This window comes from Mycolicibacter sp. MU0083 (genome assembly GCF_963378075.1).
In the GTDB taxonomy this organism is placed as follows: Bacteria; Actinomycetota; Actinomycetes; order Mycobacteriales; family Mycobacteriaceae; genus Mycobacterium; species Mycobacterium kokjensenii.
In genome coordinates, this window is the sequence record NZ_OY726394.1 from 4,078,483 (window position 1) to 4,092,814 (window position 14,332).

A 14,332-nucleotide genomic window follows, 5' to 3' on the forward strand; every position below is an offset into this window, starting at 1 on the left:
GCTCAGCGTGCGAGCGGCTTGTAGAACACCAGGCCGTTGCCCTTGTTGTCGTAGACCACGGCGCGGCGCTCGTGGGCGTCGTCGTAGGGCGCCTTGACGATTCCGCCGCCGCTGGCCTCGATGGCCTTCGCCGCGGCGTCGACGTCGTCGGTCTTGACCCCGACCACCACCTGGCCGTGGATCGGGTGGTCCACGGCGGTCGCCAGCGCCAGGGTCACCGAGCCGCCGTCGAGCGCGGCGAAGTGGGCGCCGTCGCGGAACTTCAGTGGCATGCCCAGGGTTTCGCTGTAGAACTTGATCGACTCGTCCAGGTCGTCGGTGGACAAGACGATCATCCGGATGTCGTGGCTCACGTGCTACCTCCTGTGGGTTCGATCTCGCCCCCAGGCTAAGCCCGCGATAGCGTTTACGGGTGGGTAAGCGAATCGCCGCTGTGGGCATCGCCGGGGTCCTGGTCTTACTGCTGGTGAACGCGGTGCTCACCGGCCGCGTCACCCGACCCGCCGAGCCGTTCGCCGACGGACGGGTGCTGGAGTTGGCCGGGCCGGACCTGAACGTGCGCGAGTACGGCGCGGGCGGCGACCGTGCCGTGGTGCTGCTGCACGGCTACTCGGCGTCGATCCAGTGGTGGGAGCAGGTGGCGCCGGCGCTGGCCCGCACCAACCGGGTGATCGCCGTCGACCTGATCGGCCACGGCGGCTCGGAGTCCCCGAGCGACACGGATTCCTACAGCGCCGCCGCGCAGGCCGGCGCGGTGCGTCAGGCGCTGGACGCCCTGGGGGTGCGGCACGCGACGGTGGTGGGGCACTCGATGGGCGGGGTGGTGGCCGCGGCGCTGGCCGAGGGCTCCCCGGGCCTGGTCGAGCGCGTGGTGGTCGCCGACACCCCCGCCGGCGAGGGCATGGTCGCGATGCCGGCACTGGGCAACGCGGCGTGCTGGCCGGTGCTGGGCGCCGCCCTGGACCGGGTGCGCCGCTTCGACGCCGTCGACCGGAGTTCGCTGCAGACCGGATTCGCCGCCGGCTTCCCGGTCCCGGAGTTGGCCTACCGGTCGCTGAAACGCATGACCCACAACGCATTGTGTGACGCACGGACCGCGGGCCGGATCAACGAGCAGCGGGAGGTCGCCGACCGGCTCGCCGGCCTGGGCAAGCCCGTGCTGGTGGTGTGGGGCGATGCGGACGTGCTGACCCCGACCGACAGGAACGTGGCGCGTTATCGCACCGCGGGCCTACAGCCGGTGATCATCGCCGGGTCCGGGCACAGTCCCCAGGTGGAGAAGCCGGCGGAGTTCCTGGACGTGATCGCGCCGTTCGTCGCCGCGCAGCACCCGGCCCCGACGCATTAACCTAGCCGGATGGGAATCGCCGCGCGGGCCGCGCAGAAATCGGACATCACCCCGCTCGCGGTGGCACTGGGGCGGGCGTTCTACGACGACCCGGTGTCGATGTGGATGCTTCCCGACGACGCCGACCGCACCGCGCAGTTGACCACGTACTTCGGCACCTCGACCCGGGTACACCACCTGGCCGGCGGCGGAGTCGAGGTGGCCTACGACGGTCCGGTCGTCGGCGCCGCGGCGCTGTGGGATCCGCCGAACCGCTGGAAGCAGTCGATGTGGTCGCAGCTGCGGATGGTGCCGTCGCTGCTCCGGTCGTTCGGCTCGCAGTTGGCCAGGGGCCGTGCGCTCTCGGATCTGTTGGACGGCAACCATCCCGAGGAGCCGCACTGGTACCTGGCGGTCCTCGGCAGTGATCCGTCGGTGCGCGGGAAGGGTTTCGGCCAGGCCGTCATGCAGCCACGGCTGGATCGGTGCGACGCCGAACTGTGCCCGGCCTACCTGGAGTCCAGCAAGGCCGAGAACGTGCCCTACTACGAGCGGTTCGGTTTCCGGGTGATCGGCGAGATCACCCTGCCCGGCGGCGGCCCCACCCTGTGGAAGATGTGGCGGGAACCGCAGCGCCCGTAGGCCCTCGAACGACTCAGTCGCGCACCGATCCGCCGAGCCGCTCGGCCGCGGCGAGGTAGTCCTGCACGAACTCGAACACCACGTCGCGGGCCGGCTTGACCTTGTTCATCAGGCCCACCCCCTGCCCGGCGAAGTAGGTGGACAGGGCCCGGGCGCCCGGATGCCCGGCGGCCGCGAGCTTGTCGATGCGGCGCAGGGTGGGCTCGGCGATCATGGACTGCAACGGCAGCGGCAGCGTCGGGTGCCCGGCCTCGTTGGGCCGCCACGCGTCGGTCCAGTCCGAGATCAACTGCCGCGCCGGTTTGCCGGTGCGCCCGGTGGAGCGGATGGTGTCGCGGGAGGTGGCCGCCAGCATCTTGGCAACGGTGTGCGGTTCGGTCTCGGCTTCCTCGGTGGTCAGCCAGACCGATCCGGTCCACGCGCCGGCGGCGCCCAGCGCGACGCAGGCCGCCATCTGCCGGCCGGTGACGATCCCGCCGGCGGCCAGCACCGGCACCGCGTCGTCGATGGCCTCGATGACTTCGGGGACGACCACCAGCGTGGAGACCTCGCCGCAGTGCCCGCCGGCCTCGGTGCCCTGCGCCACAATGAGATCCACCCCGGCCGCGACCTGCTTCAGGGCATGCTCTTTCGCGCCGACCAGTGCCGCGACCGGGATGCCGTGCTGCTTGCCGGCGGCGATCATGTAGTCCGGGGGCACGCCGAGCGCGTTGGCCATCATCTTGATCGGGTGCGCGACGGCGACCTCGAGCAGGCGCTCACCGTCGCCGCCGGCCAGCAGCGCCGAACCCACCCGGGGCTGCTCCTCGGGCTCGATGTCGTGGCGCGCCAACAACTCTGCGATGAAGGCCTTGAACTCGTCGGGGATCCGGTCGGAGAGCTGGCCGCGGGACAGGTTCTCCCCCTTGCCCTCGAATTTGGCGGGCACGATGATGTCGATGCCGTAGGGCCTGCCCTTGACCTGCTCGTCGATCCAGCTCAACTCCCGGTCGAGCTGTTCGGGGGTGTAGGCGGCGCCGCCGAGCACGCCGAAACCGCCGGCGTTGGTCACCGCGGCCACCACGTCGCGGCAGTGACTGAAGGCGAAGAGCGGGAAGTCGATGCCGTACTGCTCGCAGATGGGGGTCTTCACGGTCGCACCGCTCCTTCGTCGAAGAACTGCCGGGACGCCAGCGCGGCCCGAAAACGACGATGCCGCCGAGTCATCCGACCCGGCGGCACCGTCACACGCTGATCTGTCAGCCCAGCAGGGCGTCGAGGTCGAGGGACTCCAGCGGAGTGAACTCCGAGCCGCCCGGGACCTCCAGCGGCGGGTCGGTCGGCGCGATGGTGCCGGCACCGGTCAGGTAGCCGACTCCGCGGGCGATCTCCTGGAGCACATCGACCGTGATGCCGCCGAAGAAGTCGTTGACCTGGATGCCGAACGCGGCCAGATCGCTGATCAAGAAGATGTCCTTGTCGACGAGCCCCTGCAGCAGGTCGTCGATCTGGGTGACCACGCCGTTGACCAGGTACGGGATGGTGGCGACAACGGTGCGGATGCCCAGGGCGATGTCATTGCCGATGTTCGGGTAGCCGTACATCGCGATCGCCGAGAGCAGCGCCTGCTCGAGATTGTCGGGCCGGACGAGGCTGTCGACGATCGCCGGGTCGCTGAACATCGGGGCGCCGTCGAAGTCGGAGCGCATCGGTGCACCGAACAGGGCCAGGATGGTGGGCGTGATGTCGGCGATGGAGTAGTTCAGGTTCTGCGTGCCGTCGTTGGTGTGGTCACCGGCCTGGTCGAAGATCACGAACTGCGACGTCTCGTTGGGCGACTGGAAGCCGTGCCCGAAGCCCACTGACTGCTGGTGGCCGTGGTCGGTGGTGATGATCACCGACCACTCGTCACCGGTGGCCTGCTCGGCCTGGGCCACCGCGGCCAGGATCGCCTGGATGTTGGCCGCGACGTTGATGACGGCCTGCTCGTACTCTTCCGACCCACCGCCGAACTCGTGTCCGGCCTCGTCGACCTGCACCTGATAGGAGAACATGAAGGTGTCGATGTTGGGGTTCTCGGTGGTGGCCAGGATCTGGGAGATGGTCTCGAGGGTGACCGCGTGGTCCGTTTCGGCCCAAGTGCCCTGTTCGGGGATGAACAGGTTGTTGTCGGCGCCCTGGCTGCCCGCGGCGCCGATGTCGTTGATGAAGTCCCAGTCGGCGATCACCGTGGTTTCGATGTTCGAGTCGTGGTTCTCGAGCAGGTTGAACACCGTCGGCCACTTGTCATAGGGCTGCGGGTAGAACACGTTGTTGATCACGCCGTGCTTGTCGTCCCACACCCCGGTCAGGATGGTCGACCAGGAGGGACCGGAGATCGTGGTGTGGTTGACCTCGGTGGCGGCGCCGGTGATGCCCTGGTCCATGGCGGTCTTGAAGCCGCTGTCCTCGTTGTAGGCGTACTCGAGGATCTTCGACAGGTTGGTGCCGTCGGTGCCGATCAGCAGCACATGCTCGGCGGCCAGCAACCAATCGGCGGTGGTGGCGGACAGTCCGGCCGGTGCTGCGACCGCGGCGCCGGTGCCGGCGACCAGACCTGCGACGACTGCTCCGGTGAGGTACTTCTTGATTGTTGTCACGATCGGATTCCCTCGTCGAAGTTGCGCAGGACAATTGGGAATAAGGCTAGCAGTCACCCAGCGAAAACTTAGTTTTGCGGACAAATCCGCTTATCTGTGCAGTGCGTAACTGAGGAGCGCTATCAGCTCAGCAGCGCGTCGATGTCCAGCAGCGGCACGTCCTGGTCGCCGAAGTCGGGCACGGTGAACTCCGCGCCGCCCGGCAGCGGCAGCGGATCGTCGTTCGGGGCGATCACTCCGGCACCGGTCAGGTAGGCGATCGCCCGGCCCACCTCGGTGGCCACGTCGGCCACCACCGGACCCACCGTGTTGAGCACCCACTGGACGCCTTCGGCCAGATCGCTGATCAGGAAGATGTCCTTGTCCACGATCGTCTGCAGGTAGTCGATGATGGGCGGCAGCAGGTAGCTCCCGATGAAGAAGCCGGCACCACCGGCCAGCGCCCGGATGCTCAGCGCGATGTCGGTGCCGATGTTCGGGTAGCCGTAGCTGTCGATGGCATCGGTCAGCGCCTGCTTGAGATCGTCGGGGAAGACGGTGCTGTTCAGGATCTCCGGGTCGAGCTGCATCGGGGTGCCGTCGAAGTCCGACCGCATCGGGATCCCGAAGGCCTGCAGGATGGTCGGCGTGATGTCGACGGTCTGATAGCTCAGGTTCTGCGCGCCGTTCTGCGCCTCGTTGCCGGCCAGCGAGAACATGATGAAGCTCGACGTCTCGTTGGGCGACTGGAAGCCGTGACCCAGGCTGAAACCGGGCAGCGTCACGGTCTGGTGGTGACCGTGATCGGTGACCGCGATGATGGTCCATTTGTCGCCGGTGGCCGCCTCGGCCTGCTCCACCGCCTCGAGGATCTGCCGGAAGTTGTCCCCGACGTTGATGACCGCGTCCCGGTACTCCTCCGACCCGCCGCTGAACGAGTGTCCGGCATGGTCGACCTGGGACTGGTAGGAGAACATGAACGTGTCGAGGTTCGGGTTCTGCGTGGTCGCCAAGATCCGGGAGATGGTCTCTGCGGTGACCAGGGCGTCCATCTCCTCCGAGGTCGCCCCACCGGAGATCCCGACGATGTGGTCGGCGGGGTAGCCGCCGGTGGAGGCCATCTCGGTGAACAGGCCGCGACCGGAGATCACCGTGGTGTCGACCTCGGGCTTGTGGTACTCGATCAGGTTGAACACCGACGGCCAGGTCGTATACGGCTCGGGCCGGTAGACGTTGCTGACCACCCCGTGCTTGTCGTCCCACACCCCGGTCAGGATCGTCGACCAGGACGGGGTGGACATGGTCTGGTGGCCGACGATGGAGGTGGCCGCGGTGACACCGCGGTCCATCAGCATCTTGAAGCCGCTGTCGTCGTCGTAGGCGTACTCGAGGATCTTGTCCAGGTTGGTGCCGTCGGTGCCGAGCAGCAGCACATGCTCGGCGGCCAGCATCCACTCGGCGGTCACCGCCGACAACGCCACCGGGGAGGTTCCGACCGCGGCGCCGGTCCCGGCCACCAGACCGGCGACCGCTGCGCCGCACAGAAACTTCTTGACTGTTGTCACGATCGGACTCCCTTGCCGCGGTAAGCGGATCAGCCCAGCAGAGCCGCGACGTCGAGCAGCTCGGGCAGCTCGGTGAACTCGGCGCCACCCGGCAGCGGCAGCGGGTCGTCCGTCGGTGCGATGACACCCGACCCCAGCAGGTGCGCGACTCCCATGGCCACCGCATTGGTGACGTCGACCGACAGGCCGCCGAAGAAGCCGTTGATCTGCTGGGCGACCTCGGCCAGATCGCTGACCAGGAAGATGTCCTCGTCGACGACCGACTGGAGGTAGCCGTCGATCATCGTCATGAACTTGTCGATGAAGTACGGCACGGACCCGAACACCGTCCGGATCCCCAGCGTGATGTCGTTGCCGATATTGGGGTAGCCGAACATCGCGATCGCCGCGCGCAGCGCCTGTTCGGGATCGGTGGGCGTGATGTGGCTGTCCAGGACGGTCGGGTCGTCGGTCAGCGAGACACCGTCGAAGTCCGAGCGCAACGGGACGCCGAACAGCGACAGGATGGTCGGCGTGATGTCGACCGTGGAGTAGTGCAGGTTCTGACCGCCGTCGGAGGCGTCCTGGCCGGCCTGGTCGAAGATCACGAACGACGTCGTCTCATTGGGCGACTGGAAGCCGTGGCCGATGCTCAGACCGGGCAGGGTCGGTGACTCCTGGTGTCCGTGGTCGGTGGTGACGATCACCGACCAGTCATCGCCGGTGATGGCCTGCACCGAGGCGATCGCGGCCAGGATCTGTTGGAGGTTGGCCCCGAGGTTGATGATCGACTGCATGTACTCCTCCGACCCGCCGGCGAACTCGTGCCCGGCGTGGTCGGCTTGGGACTGGTAGGAGAACAGGAAACTCGAAACGTCGTCGGGGTTGTCGGCGGTGGCCAGGATCTGCTCGATGGTCAGTGCGGTGACCATCTCGTCGGAGTCGGCCGGGCTGTCGCCGGGGCCGACGGCGATGTTGTTGTCGACCGGGTAGCTCCCGGCGTCGGCCAACTCGTTGAGGTACGCCCAGTTGCTGATGATCGTGGTGTCGATCTCGGGCTTGTGGTACTCGATCTGGTTGAACACCGTCGGCCAGGCGTTGTACGGCTCGGGCCGGAACACGTTGTTGAAGACCCCGTGCTTGTCGTCCCATACACCGGTGAGCACCGTCGACCACGACGGCCCGGACAGCGTGGTGTGGTCGACCAGACTGGTGGCGCCGGTGATGCCCTGCTCCATCGCCGTCTTGAAGCCGCTGTCGTCGTCGTAGGCGTATTCCAGAACCTTCGACAGGGTCACGCCGTCCAAGCCGATCAGCAGCACGTGCTCGGCGGCCAGCAGCACGTCGGCGGTCAGGGCCGACGGCCCGGCCTGGGTCCCGACGGCGGCACCGGTCCCGGCGACCAGGCCCGCGACGGCCGCACTGCACAGAAACTGCTTGACTGTTGCCACGATCGAAATTCCTTACCGAAGATCCCCGAATCAATCCCGGCGATGCTAGCAGTCACTCCCAGGAAAATTTCAGGCTTCTCGGCGTGGCGGGCCGTTTCGGCTGGAAGTTACTAAATATTCTCTGGGGTTTGGCCGGATCTGGGGCCGGGACCTGCGGTGGGGCGGGCACCTGCGGCGCGGGCGGCGCCGCCGGTCAGCGTCGCCCGGAACTGCATCACCCGATACGGCCAGCCGACCGCGGTGTTCCACTGCGACACCATCAGCCCCACCCCGCCGACGCGGTCCACCCGTGACCCGGGCAGCACATAGCCGCCGTAGAGCTGGGCGACCCGGCCGCCGGCGTGGTCCTCGTCGTCCCACCCGCAACCGACCACCGGCAGTTGCAGCTCCGCGGCGGCCAGGTCGGTGTTCGGCGCGTCCAGCACCCGGTAGCCCAGCGCGTAGCGGGATGCGAGGAATCCGCCCAGCACCCAGGTGCGCGGGGCCAGCCGCCGCAGCGTCAGCTCCCCCCACCGCTCGCCGGGCGGGGTGATCGGCACCGGGGTCCGGCCCCAGGCGCGCCGGCCGTCGCGGTAGCCCCAGCCCGAGTATTTGCGCGGATCCGCGAGGTGGGCGGGGCGCACGCGGCGCAGGATGACGCCCTTGTCGCGCTGGAAACCGGTGGAGACCACATACACCCAGCCGTCGTCGGGGTCGTAGTCCCAGGACCAGCACTGGGCGTGGCCGCGGTGCAGTCGGGCCGAGAACCGGGCGCCGGTGTTGCGCCAGCCGATGCCGCTGTCGTCCGATCGCCAGATCTCGGTCCACGCCACGTTTCCGAAGCCCCGGTTGACGATCGCGTGTAAGTAGAGGCTCTGGTCCACCCGCAGCAGATCCGACGGGATCACGGTGCTGATCGCGCTGCGGTCCAGCCGCGACGACGGCTCACGGTGCCGGTAGTGCCACAACTGCCGGGCGTAGTCGGGCTCGGCGCCGCCGGCCCGCCGGTAGCGCACCGGGTGCGCGGCGTCGCCGGTGCCGATCAGGACCACCGGGGAGCGCCAGTCGCCGTGGCCCACCTTCGGCCCGGCGAAGGTGTCGCCGAACACCGACACCAGGGCTCCGTCGGGGGCCAGCACCGAGGCGCCCAGGTCGGCGCAGGTGACGCCCCAACGGTCGGTGATGCCCGGGCCGGTGACGTCGGTCAGCTTCCCGGGGGTATTCCGCACGGCGGGGCACACCGGTCAAGGTTTACTACGCCAGTTGCCCGCCGCGACGGCGATCATCCGGAGTTGTTTGACCGCAACGTGTTTGATCTCGGTGAGCGTCTCGGCATCCGGAGCCTCCTCGATGGCCTCGGCGGTGACGATCATGGCGTTGACGAACAGCCCCGCCAAGACGTTGAGGTCCTCGGTGCTCCAGCCGCTCAGTTTGGGAAAGCGGGCCAGGTCGGTGGCCAACTCGGAGGTGATCAGCCGGATCTCGGTGCGAATGGCGTAGCGCAGCACCGTCATTCCGCTGAAGCGTTCCCGGTTGATGAACCGCCAGTATTCGTGGCGTTCGGCCACGCTGTCGACCAGGATGTCCACCGAGGACTCGATGACCCGGCTGGGGTCGACCCCGCCGCTGCGCGCGTCGCGCAGGGTGTCCCGCAAGGCCCGGAACGACTCGTCGATGAGCACCAACCCCAGGGCGTCCATCGACTCGAAATGGCGGTAGAACGCCGCGGGCACGATGTGGGCCGCGCGGGTGACCTCGCGCAGGCTCAGGGCGCTGAAGCTGCGTTCGTCGAGCAGGGTGAGCGCCGCGCCGATGATGGCGCGCCGGGTGGCTTCCTTGCGTTCCTCACGCGAAACCCGCTCCGGCCGTTCCGGACGGGGCGGGCGTTCGGGCCGGGGCGGACGGGGTGGTCGCGCGCGCCCGGACCGTGAATTCGGCGTACGACTGTTCACTGTTGTGAAGCGTAACACAGCGGGCGTAAAGCCCTTGACTCGTCGTGAACAAGTGTTCACTGTGTACATATGTTCACTCAAACTTTGACGCGGCGGGTACTGGGCTCCGGCCTGGTCGATCTGCTCACCGGCCCGCACGGGGTCGACCGCTACACCGAGCTGGTGGACCCGACCTGGACCCAGGGCGACGCCCGCGCCCGGGTGGTCGCCGTGCGGCGCGCCACCCCGCGCAGCGTGACCCTGCTGCTGGAACCCAACGACGCGTTCGGCGGCTTCACCGCCGGCCAGCACATCAACCTCTCGGTCGACATCGACGGCCGCCGCCGCACCCGGTGCTACTCGCCGGCCAGCGCGGAAGGCCGGCGCCCGATCGAGCTGACCATCGGCCGGCACGACGGCGGGCTGGTCTCCGAGCACCTGTACCGCAACGCCCGGCCCGGCATGACCGTCGGACTGGACAAGGTCGGGGGCGACTTCGTGCTCCCGGCGATCCGCCCGCGGCGGATCCTGCTGATCTCCGGCGGCAGCGGGATCACCCCGATGATGTCGATGCTGCGCACCCTGCACGCCGAGCAGTACGCCGGCCGGGTGGCGTTCGTCCACTACGCCCGCAACCCCGAAGAGGCCTGCTACCGCGCCGAACTCGCCGCCATGCCGCGGGTGCGGGTGCTGCACGGTTACACCCGCACACCGGAGGCCGGCGAGCTGGCGGGCCACTTCGGTGCCGAACACCTTCAGGCAGCGATGCCCGACGCCGAGGCGGTCTACGTCTGCGGGCCGCCCGCACTGGTGGCGGCGGTGCGCGAACTGCGTCCGGACGCGCTCTCGGAGAGCTTCGTGCCCCCGGAGTTCAGCGCGCCCGCCGAGGCCTCCGGGGGGCGGGTCACGTTCCTGGGCAGCACCGTCTCGGTGGTCGACGACGGCCGGCCGCTGCTGGAGCAGGCCGAGGCGGCCGGCCTGAACCCGACCAGCGGATGCCGGATGGGCATCTGCCACAGCTGCACCTGCCGCAAAACCGGTGGCACGGTGCGCAACCTGATCACCGGCGCGATCTCCACCGCCGAGAGCGAAGACATCCAGATCTGCGTGTCGGTGCCCGTCGGCGACGTCGACATCGACCTCTAGAAACCCCCAGGGAGCCCATCATGAGCACAGCAACTCTCGAACTGCCCACCACGGCACCGCAGCCCGACCGTCTCGACGCGTTCGGCGCCGAACTCGACGCCCTCCGGCAGCGTGTTCTCGACGACCTCGGCGAGCGCGACGCCGACTACATCCACCGGATCATCAAAGCGCAGCGCACCCTGGAGGTCGGCGGGCGCGCGTGCCTGTTCTTCGGGATCCTGCCGCCGGCCTGGCTGGCCGGAACGGTGATGCTGGGGTTGTCGAAGATCCTCGACAACATGGAGATCGGCCACAACGTCATGCACGGCCAGTACGACTGGATGGGCGAACCGGCGTTGTACGGCAAGCACTTCGAGTGGGACACCGCTTGCCCGGCCGACCAGTGGCGGCACTCGCACAACTACATGCACCACACCTACACCAACATCGTCGGGATGGACCGCGACGTCGGCTACGGCATCCTGCGGATGAGCGAGAAGCAGCCCTGGGAGCCCTACTTTTTGGGCAACCCGCTCTACGCCTTCCTGCTGATGGTGTTGTTCCAGTACGGCGTGGCCGTGCACGAGATGGAGACCGAACGCATCCGGGCCGGGGAGATCGGGTTCGCCGACAAGCGCGAGATGCTGCTGGAGACCTGGCGGAAGGTGCGGCGGCAGACGCTGAAGGACTACGTCGCGTTCCCGCTGCTGGCCGGCCCGTTCGCGCCGCTGGTGTTCGCCGGCAACATGACCGCCAACCTGATGCGCAACGTGTGGGCGTTCTCGATCATCTTCTGCGGCCACTTCCCCGACGGCACACAGGAATTCACCGTCGAGGAGACCGCGAACGAGACCCGCGGCCAGTGGTACTACCGCCAGATCCTCGGCTCGGCGAACCTGACCGGCGGCAAGTGGTTCCACATCCTCACCGGCAACCTGTCGTTCCAGGTGGAACACCACCTGTTCCCCGACCTGCCGGCGCACCGCTACGCCGAGATCGCACCGCAGGTGCGCGAGATCTGCGAGCGCTACGGCGTGCCCTACAACTCCGGCCCGCTGCTGCGGCAGTTCGGCAGCGTGGTCCGCAAGATCTGCAAACTGGCGCTGCCCTGGAACTGAGCGGCGCCGACGGGCCCCCGGGTGCTCAGCCCCGGGGGCCCAGCAGCGCGATCGCGGCGTCCACGGCCGGCTCGGTGATCATCCCGATGTCGGTGCCGTCCTCGACCGCCAGCGCGGTCAGCTCACGCAGACCGCCCAGCAGGATCACCGCCAGCGGCGGGCTCAGCGCGGGCAGGTTCACCCGGCGGAACCCCGGGCTGCCGCTGAGTTCGATCAGCAGGTTCGACATCAGTTCCAGGCCGCGACGCTGCGCCGGCCGGGCCACCTCGCCCAGCGACGGCATGTCCCGGATCCAGCTGAGCGTGATCGCCGGCCGGGCCCGGATCTGCGCGACGTAGGCCTGCACGGCCTGCCGGATCTGCACCTGCCAGTCGGCCTCCGGATCGACGTCGGCACGGATGCGCAGTGCCAGTTCCTCGTTGTCGGCACGCAGCAACTCCAGCAGGCACTCCTCCTTGCTGGCGAAGTGGTCGTAGAAGGTGCGCTTGGAGGTGTGGGCGGCCCGGACGATGTCGGCCACCGTGCTCGCCCGGTACCCGCGTTCGGCGATCGACTCGGCCAGGCCGTCGAGCAGGCGACGCCGGAACGGGTCGGTGGAGTCGGTCGCCGGGCTGTCGACAGCGGGCATCGTCATCGTCGCGCCTCCTCGCTCGGACCCCTTGCCAGTGGTTGGTACTAAAGAGTACCGTGTCCCGCAAGCATTTGGTACGCGTTCGTACCACACGTTGCGACGGAAGAGGCCCCATGACTCACACGATCGCCGGCACCACCGCGGACAGCACCGAGACCTCGCCGCCGGTCAACCTGCCCCCCGGGCCGCGGACGTTCAAAGGACTCTCCGGGCTGCTGTTCATCGCCAACCGGCGGTGGGCGCTGCAACGCCTGACCCGCAAATACGGTGGGGCCATCAACGTCGACATGCCGCTGTTCGGGCCGGCCGTCATCGTCACCGAACCGGAACTGGCCCGGCAGGTGCTGCTGGCCAGCCCCGACGACGTCGGCAACGTCCAGCCGAACCTCTCGCGCATCCTGGGCGAGGGGTCGGTGTTCGCGCTCGACGGCGCGGCGCACCGGCGCCGGCGCAATCTGCTCAGTCCCCCGTTCCACGGCAAGCGGGTGAAGAACTACGAGCAGATCATCGTCGAGGAGACCCTGGCCGAGATCGCGGACTGGCCGATCGGTAAGCCCTTTGCGAGCCTGCCCGCGATGAACCGGATCACCATCAACGTCATCCTGCGGGCCATCTTCGGCGCCGAGGGCGCCGACCTGGACCGGCTGCGGGTCGGCCTGCCCAAGTGGGTGACGCTGGGCTCCAAACTGGCGGCCCTGCCGGTTCCGATCGGCGACTACGGCCGCTTCACCCCGTGGGGCCGGCTGGCCAAGTGGCGTGCAGAGTACGAAACCATCCTGGACAAGCTGATCGCCGACGTCCGCGCCGATCCCGACTTCGAGAACCGCTCCGATGTGCTGACGATGCTGCTGAACAGCACGTGCGAAGAAGACGGCACCATGATGACCCGCCAGGAGATCGGCGACGAGTTGCTGACCCTGCTGGCCGCCGGGCACGAGACCACCGCGTCGACCATGGGCTGGGTGTTCGAACGGCTGAGCCGCCACCCCGAACTGCTCGACGAACTGACCGCCGAAGCCGACGCGGGCGGAAACATCCTGCGCCGCGCCACCATTCGGGAAGTGCAACGCACCCGGACCGTGATCGACTTCGCCGGCCGGCACATCTACGCGCCCAGCATTCGGGTGGGCGAATGGGTGATTCCGCGCGGCTACAGCGTGATCGTCGCGATCAACCAGATCCACCAGAACCGGGGCGCGTTCGCCGGCCCGGACGACTTCGACCCCCGGCGCTACCTGGACGGCAACCCCGGGGCGTTCGAGTGGATGCCCTACGGCGGCGGCAGCCGGCGTTGCCCGGGCTCGACGTTCGCCAACCTGGAGATGGACGTGGTGCTGCGAACGGTGTTGCAGCACTTGACCATCGAGCCGACCACCGCAGCCGGGGAGAAGTTCCACTCCCGCGGTATCGCCTTCACCCCGAAACGGGGCGGCCGGATCACGGTGCGCCCGCGGCGCTGAGGCCGGTCAGCCCTGCGGCTGCAACCGCCAGTCCGGCCGCAGGTAGTGGCAGGTGTAGCCGTTGGGGAACCGCTCCAGGTAGTCCTGGTGTTCGGGCTCGGCCTCCCAGAAGTCGCTCGCCGGGCTGACCTCGGTCACCACCTTGCCCGGCCAGCGCCCGGAGGCGTCCACGTCGGCGATGGTCTCGCAGGCGATCCGGCGCTGCTCGTCGTCGAGGTAGAAGATCGCCGAACGGTAGCTGGCGCCGACGTCGTTGCCCTGCCGGTTGCGGGTGGTCGGGTCGTGGATGGCGAAGAAGAACTCCAGCAGATCGCGGTAGCGCGTCACCGCCGGGTCGTAGCTGATCTCGATGGCCTCGGCGTGGTTGCCGTGGTTGCGGTAGGTGGCGTTGGGCAGCCCGGGATCGCCGGTGTAGCCGACCCGGGTGCTCACCACACCGGGCTGTCTGCGGATCAGATCCTGCATGCCCCAGAAGCAGCCGCCGGCCAGGATCGCTTTCGGGTAATCGGTCATGGCACCGATTATCC

General features: G+C 68.4%; 14 protein-coding genes. 5 read left to right on the forward strand and 9 right to left on the reverse strand.

Features of this window, described 5'->3' with window-relative positions; translation table 11 throughout:
• Positions 1–2: 2 nt before the first annotated feature.
• Positions 3–335, reverse strand: coding sequence for a VOC family protein (locus RCP38_RS18815; protein WP_308477421.1), 333 nt, complete (start codon positions 333–335; stop codon positions 3–5).
• A 77-nt stretch (positions 336–412) separates the two neighbouring features.
• Here RCP38_RS18815 and RCP38_RS18820 point away from each other — a divergent pair, with 77 nt between their 5' ends.
• On the forward strand, positions 413–1,348 hold the full coding sequence (locus RCP38_RS18820; RefSeq protein ID WP_308474413.1) for an alpha/beta fold hydrolase: 936 nt from the start codon (positions 413–415) through the stop codon (positions 1,346–1,348).
• 9 nt (positions 1,349–1,357) lie between these two features.
• Positions 1,358–1,969 (forward strand): GNAT family N-acetyltransferase, encoded by a 612-nt coding sequence (locus tag RCP38_RS18825; protein ID WP_308474414.1) that lies wholly within the window; start codon positions 1,358–1,360, stop codon positions 1,967–1,969.
• Between the two features lie 13 nt (positions 1,970–1,982).
• Here the strand turns inward: RCP38_RS18825 and RCP38_RS18830 are convergent, their stop codons facing one another.
• The 6 genes from RCP38_RS18830 to RCP38_RS18855 all read right to left on the reverse strand — a co-directional run bounded on the left by RCP38_RS18830 (position 1,983) and on the right by RCP38_RS18855 (position 9,492).
• Positions 1,983–3,101 carry a nitronate monooxygenase gene (locus RCP38_RS18830; protein ID WP_308474415.1) on the reverse strand — a complete coding sequence of 373 codons (1,119 nt, stop codon included), beginning with the start codon at positions 3,099–3,101 and terminating at the stop codon, positions 1,983–1,985.
• 106 nt (positions 3,102–3,207) lie between these two features.
• Positions 3,208–4,587, reverse strand: a complete 1,380-nt coding sequence (locus RCP38_RS18835) for an alkaline phosphatase family protein (protein ID WP_308474416.1) — start codon at positions 4,585–4,587, stop codon at positions 3,208–3,210.
• Positions 4,588–4,709: 122 nt separating this feature from the next.
• Entirely contained in the window at positions 4,710–6,131 is a 1,422-nt protein-coding gene (locus tag RCP38_RS18840; RefSeq protein ID WP_308474417.1) for an alkaline phosphatase family protein, read from the reverse strand.
• A gap of 29 nt (positions 6,132–6,160) precedes the next feature.
• Complete coding sequence (locus RCP38_RS18845) at positions 6,161–7,561, reverse strand: alkaline phosphatase family protein (RefSeq protein ID WP_308474418.1); 1,401 nt, start codon at positions 7,559–7,561, stop codon at positions 6,161–6,163.
• A 110-nt stretch (positions 7,562–7,671) separates the two neighbouring features.
• Positions 7,672–8,769: a DUF4185 domain-containing protein gene (locus tag RCP38_RS18850; RefSeq protein WP_308474419.1), complete on the reverse strand. Its 1,098-nt coding sequence runs from the start codon at positions 8,767–8,769 to the stop codon at positions 7,672–7,674.
• Positions 8,770–8,784: 15 nt separating this feature from the next.
• Positions 8,785–9,492: a TetR family transcriptional regulator gene (locus tag RCP38_RS18855; protein ID WP_308474420.1), complete on the reverse strand. Its 708-nt coding sequence runs from the start codon at positions 9,490–9,492 to the stop codon at positions 8,785–8,787.
• Positions 9,493–9,561: 69 nt separating this feature from the next.
• Here RCP38_RS18855 and RCP38_RS18860 point away from each other — a divergent pair, with 69 nt between their 5' ends.
• A complete protein-coding gene (locus RCP38_RS18860) occupies positions 9,562–10,617 on the forward strand; it encodes a ferredoxin reductase (RefSeq protein WP_308474421.1) in 1,056 nt (351 codons plus the stop codon).
• Between the two features lie 20 nt (positions 10,618–10,637).
• A complete protein-coding gene (locus RCP38_RS18865; RefSeq protein WP_308474422.1) occupies positions 10,638–11,714 on the forward strand; it encodes a fatty acid desaturase family protein in 1,077 nt (358 codons plus the stop codon).
• A gap of 25 nt (positions 11,715–11,739) precedes the next feature.
• Here the strand turns inward: RCP38_RS18865 and RCP38_RS18870 are convergent, their stop codons facing one another.
• Positions 11,740–12,342 carry a TetR/AcrR family transcriptional regulator gene (locus tag RCP38_RS18870; RefSeq protein WP_373692532.1) on the reverse strand — a complete coding sequence of 201 codons (603 nt, stop codon included), beginning with the start codon at positions 12,340–12,342 and terminating at the stop codon, positions 11,740–11,742.
• A gap of 116 nt (positions 12,343–12,458) precedes the next feature.
• Here RCP38_RS18870 and RCP38_RS18875 point away from each other — a divergent pair, with 116 nt between their 5' ends.
• A complete protein-coding gene (locus RCP38_RS18875; RefSeq protein ID WP_308474424.1) occupies positions 12,459–13,805 on the forward strand; it encodes a cytochrome P450 in 1,347 nt (448 codons plus the stop codon).
• A 6-nt stretch (positions 13,806–13,811) separates the two neighbouring features.
• Here RCP38_RS18875 and msrA read toward each other — a convergent pair whose 3' ends face one another.
• Entirely contained in the window at positions 13,812–14,318 is a 507-nt protein-coding gene (gene msrA / locus RCP38_RS18880) for a peptide-methionine (S)-S-oxide reductase MsrA (protein ID WP_308474425.1), read from the reverse strand.
• Between the last annotated feature and the right edge of the window lie 14 nt (positions 14,319–14,332).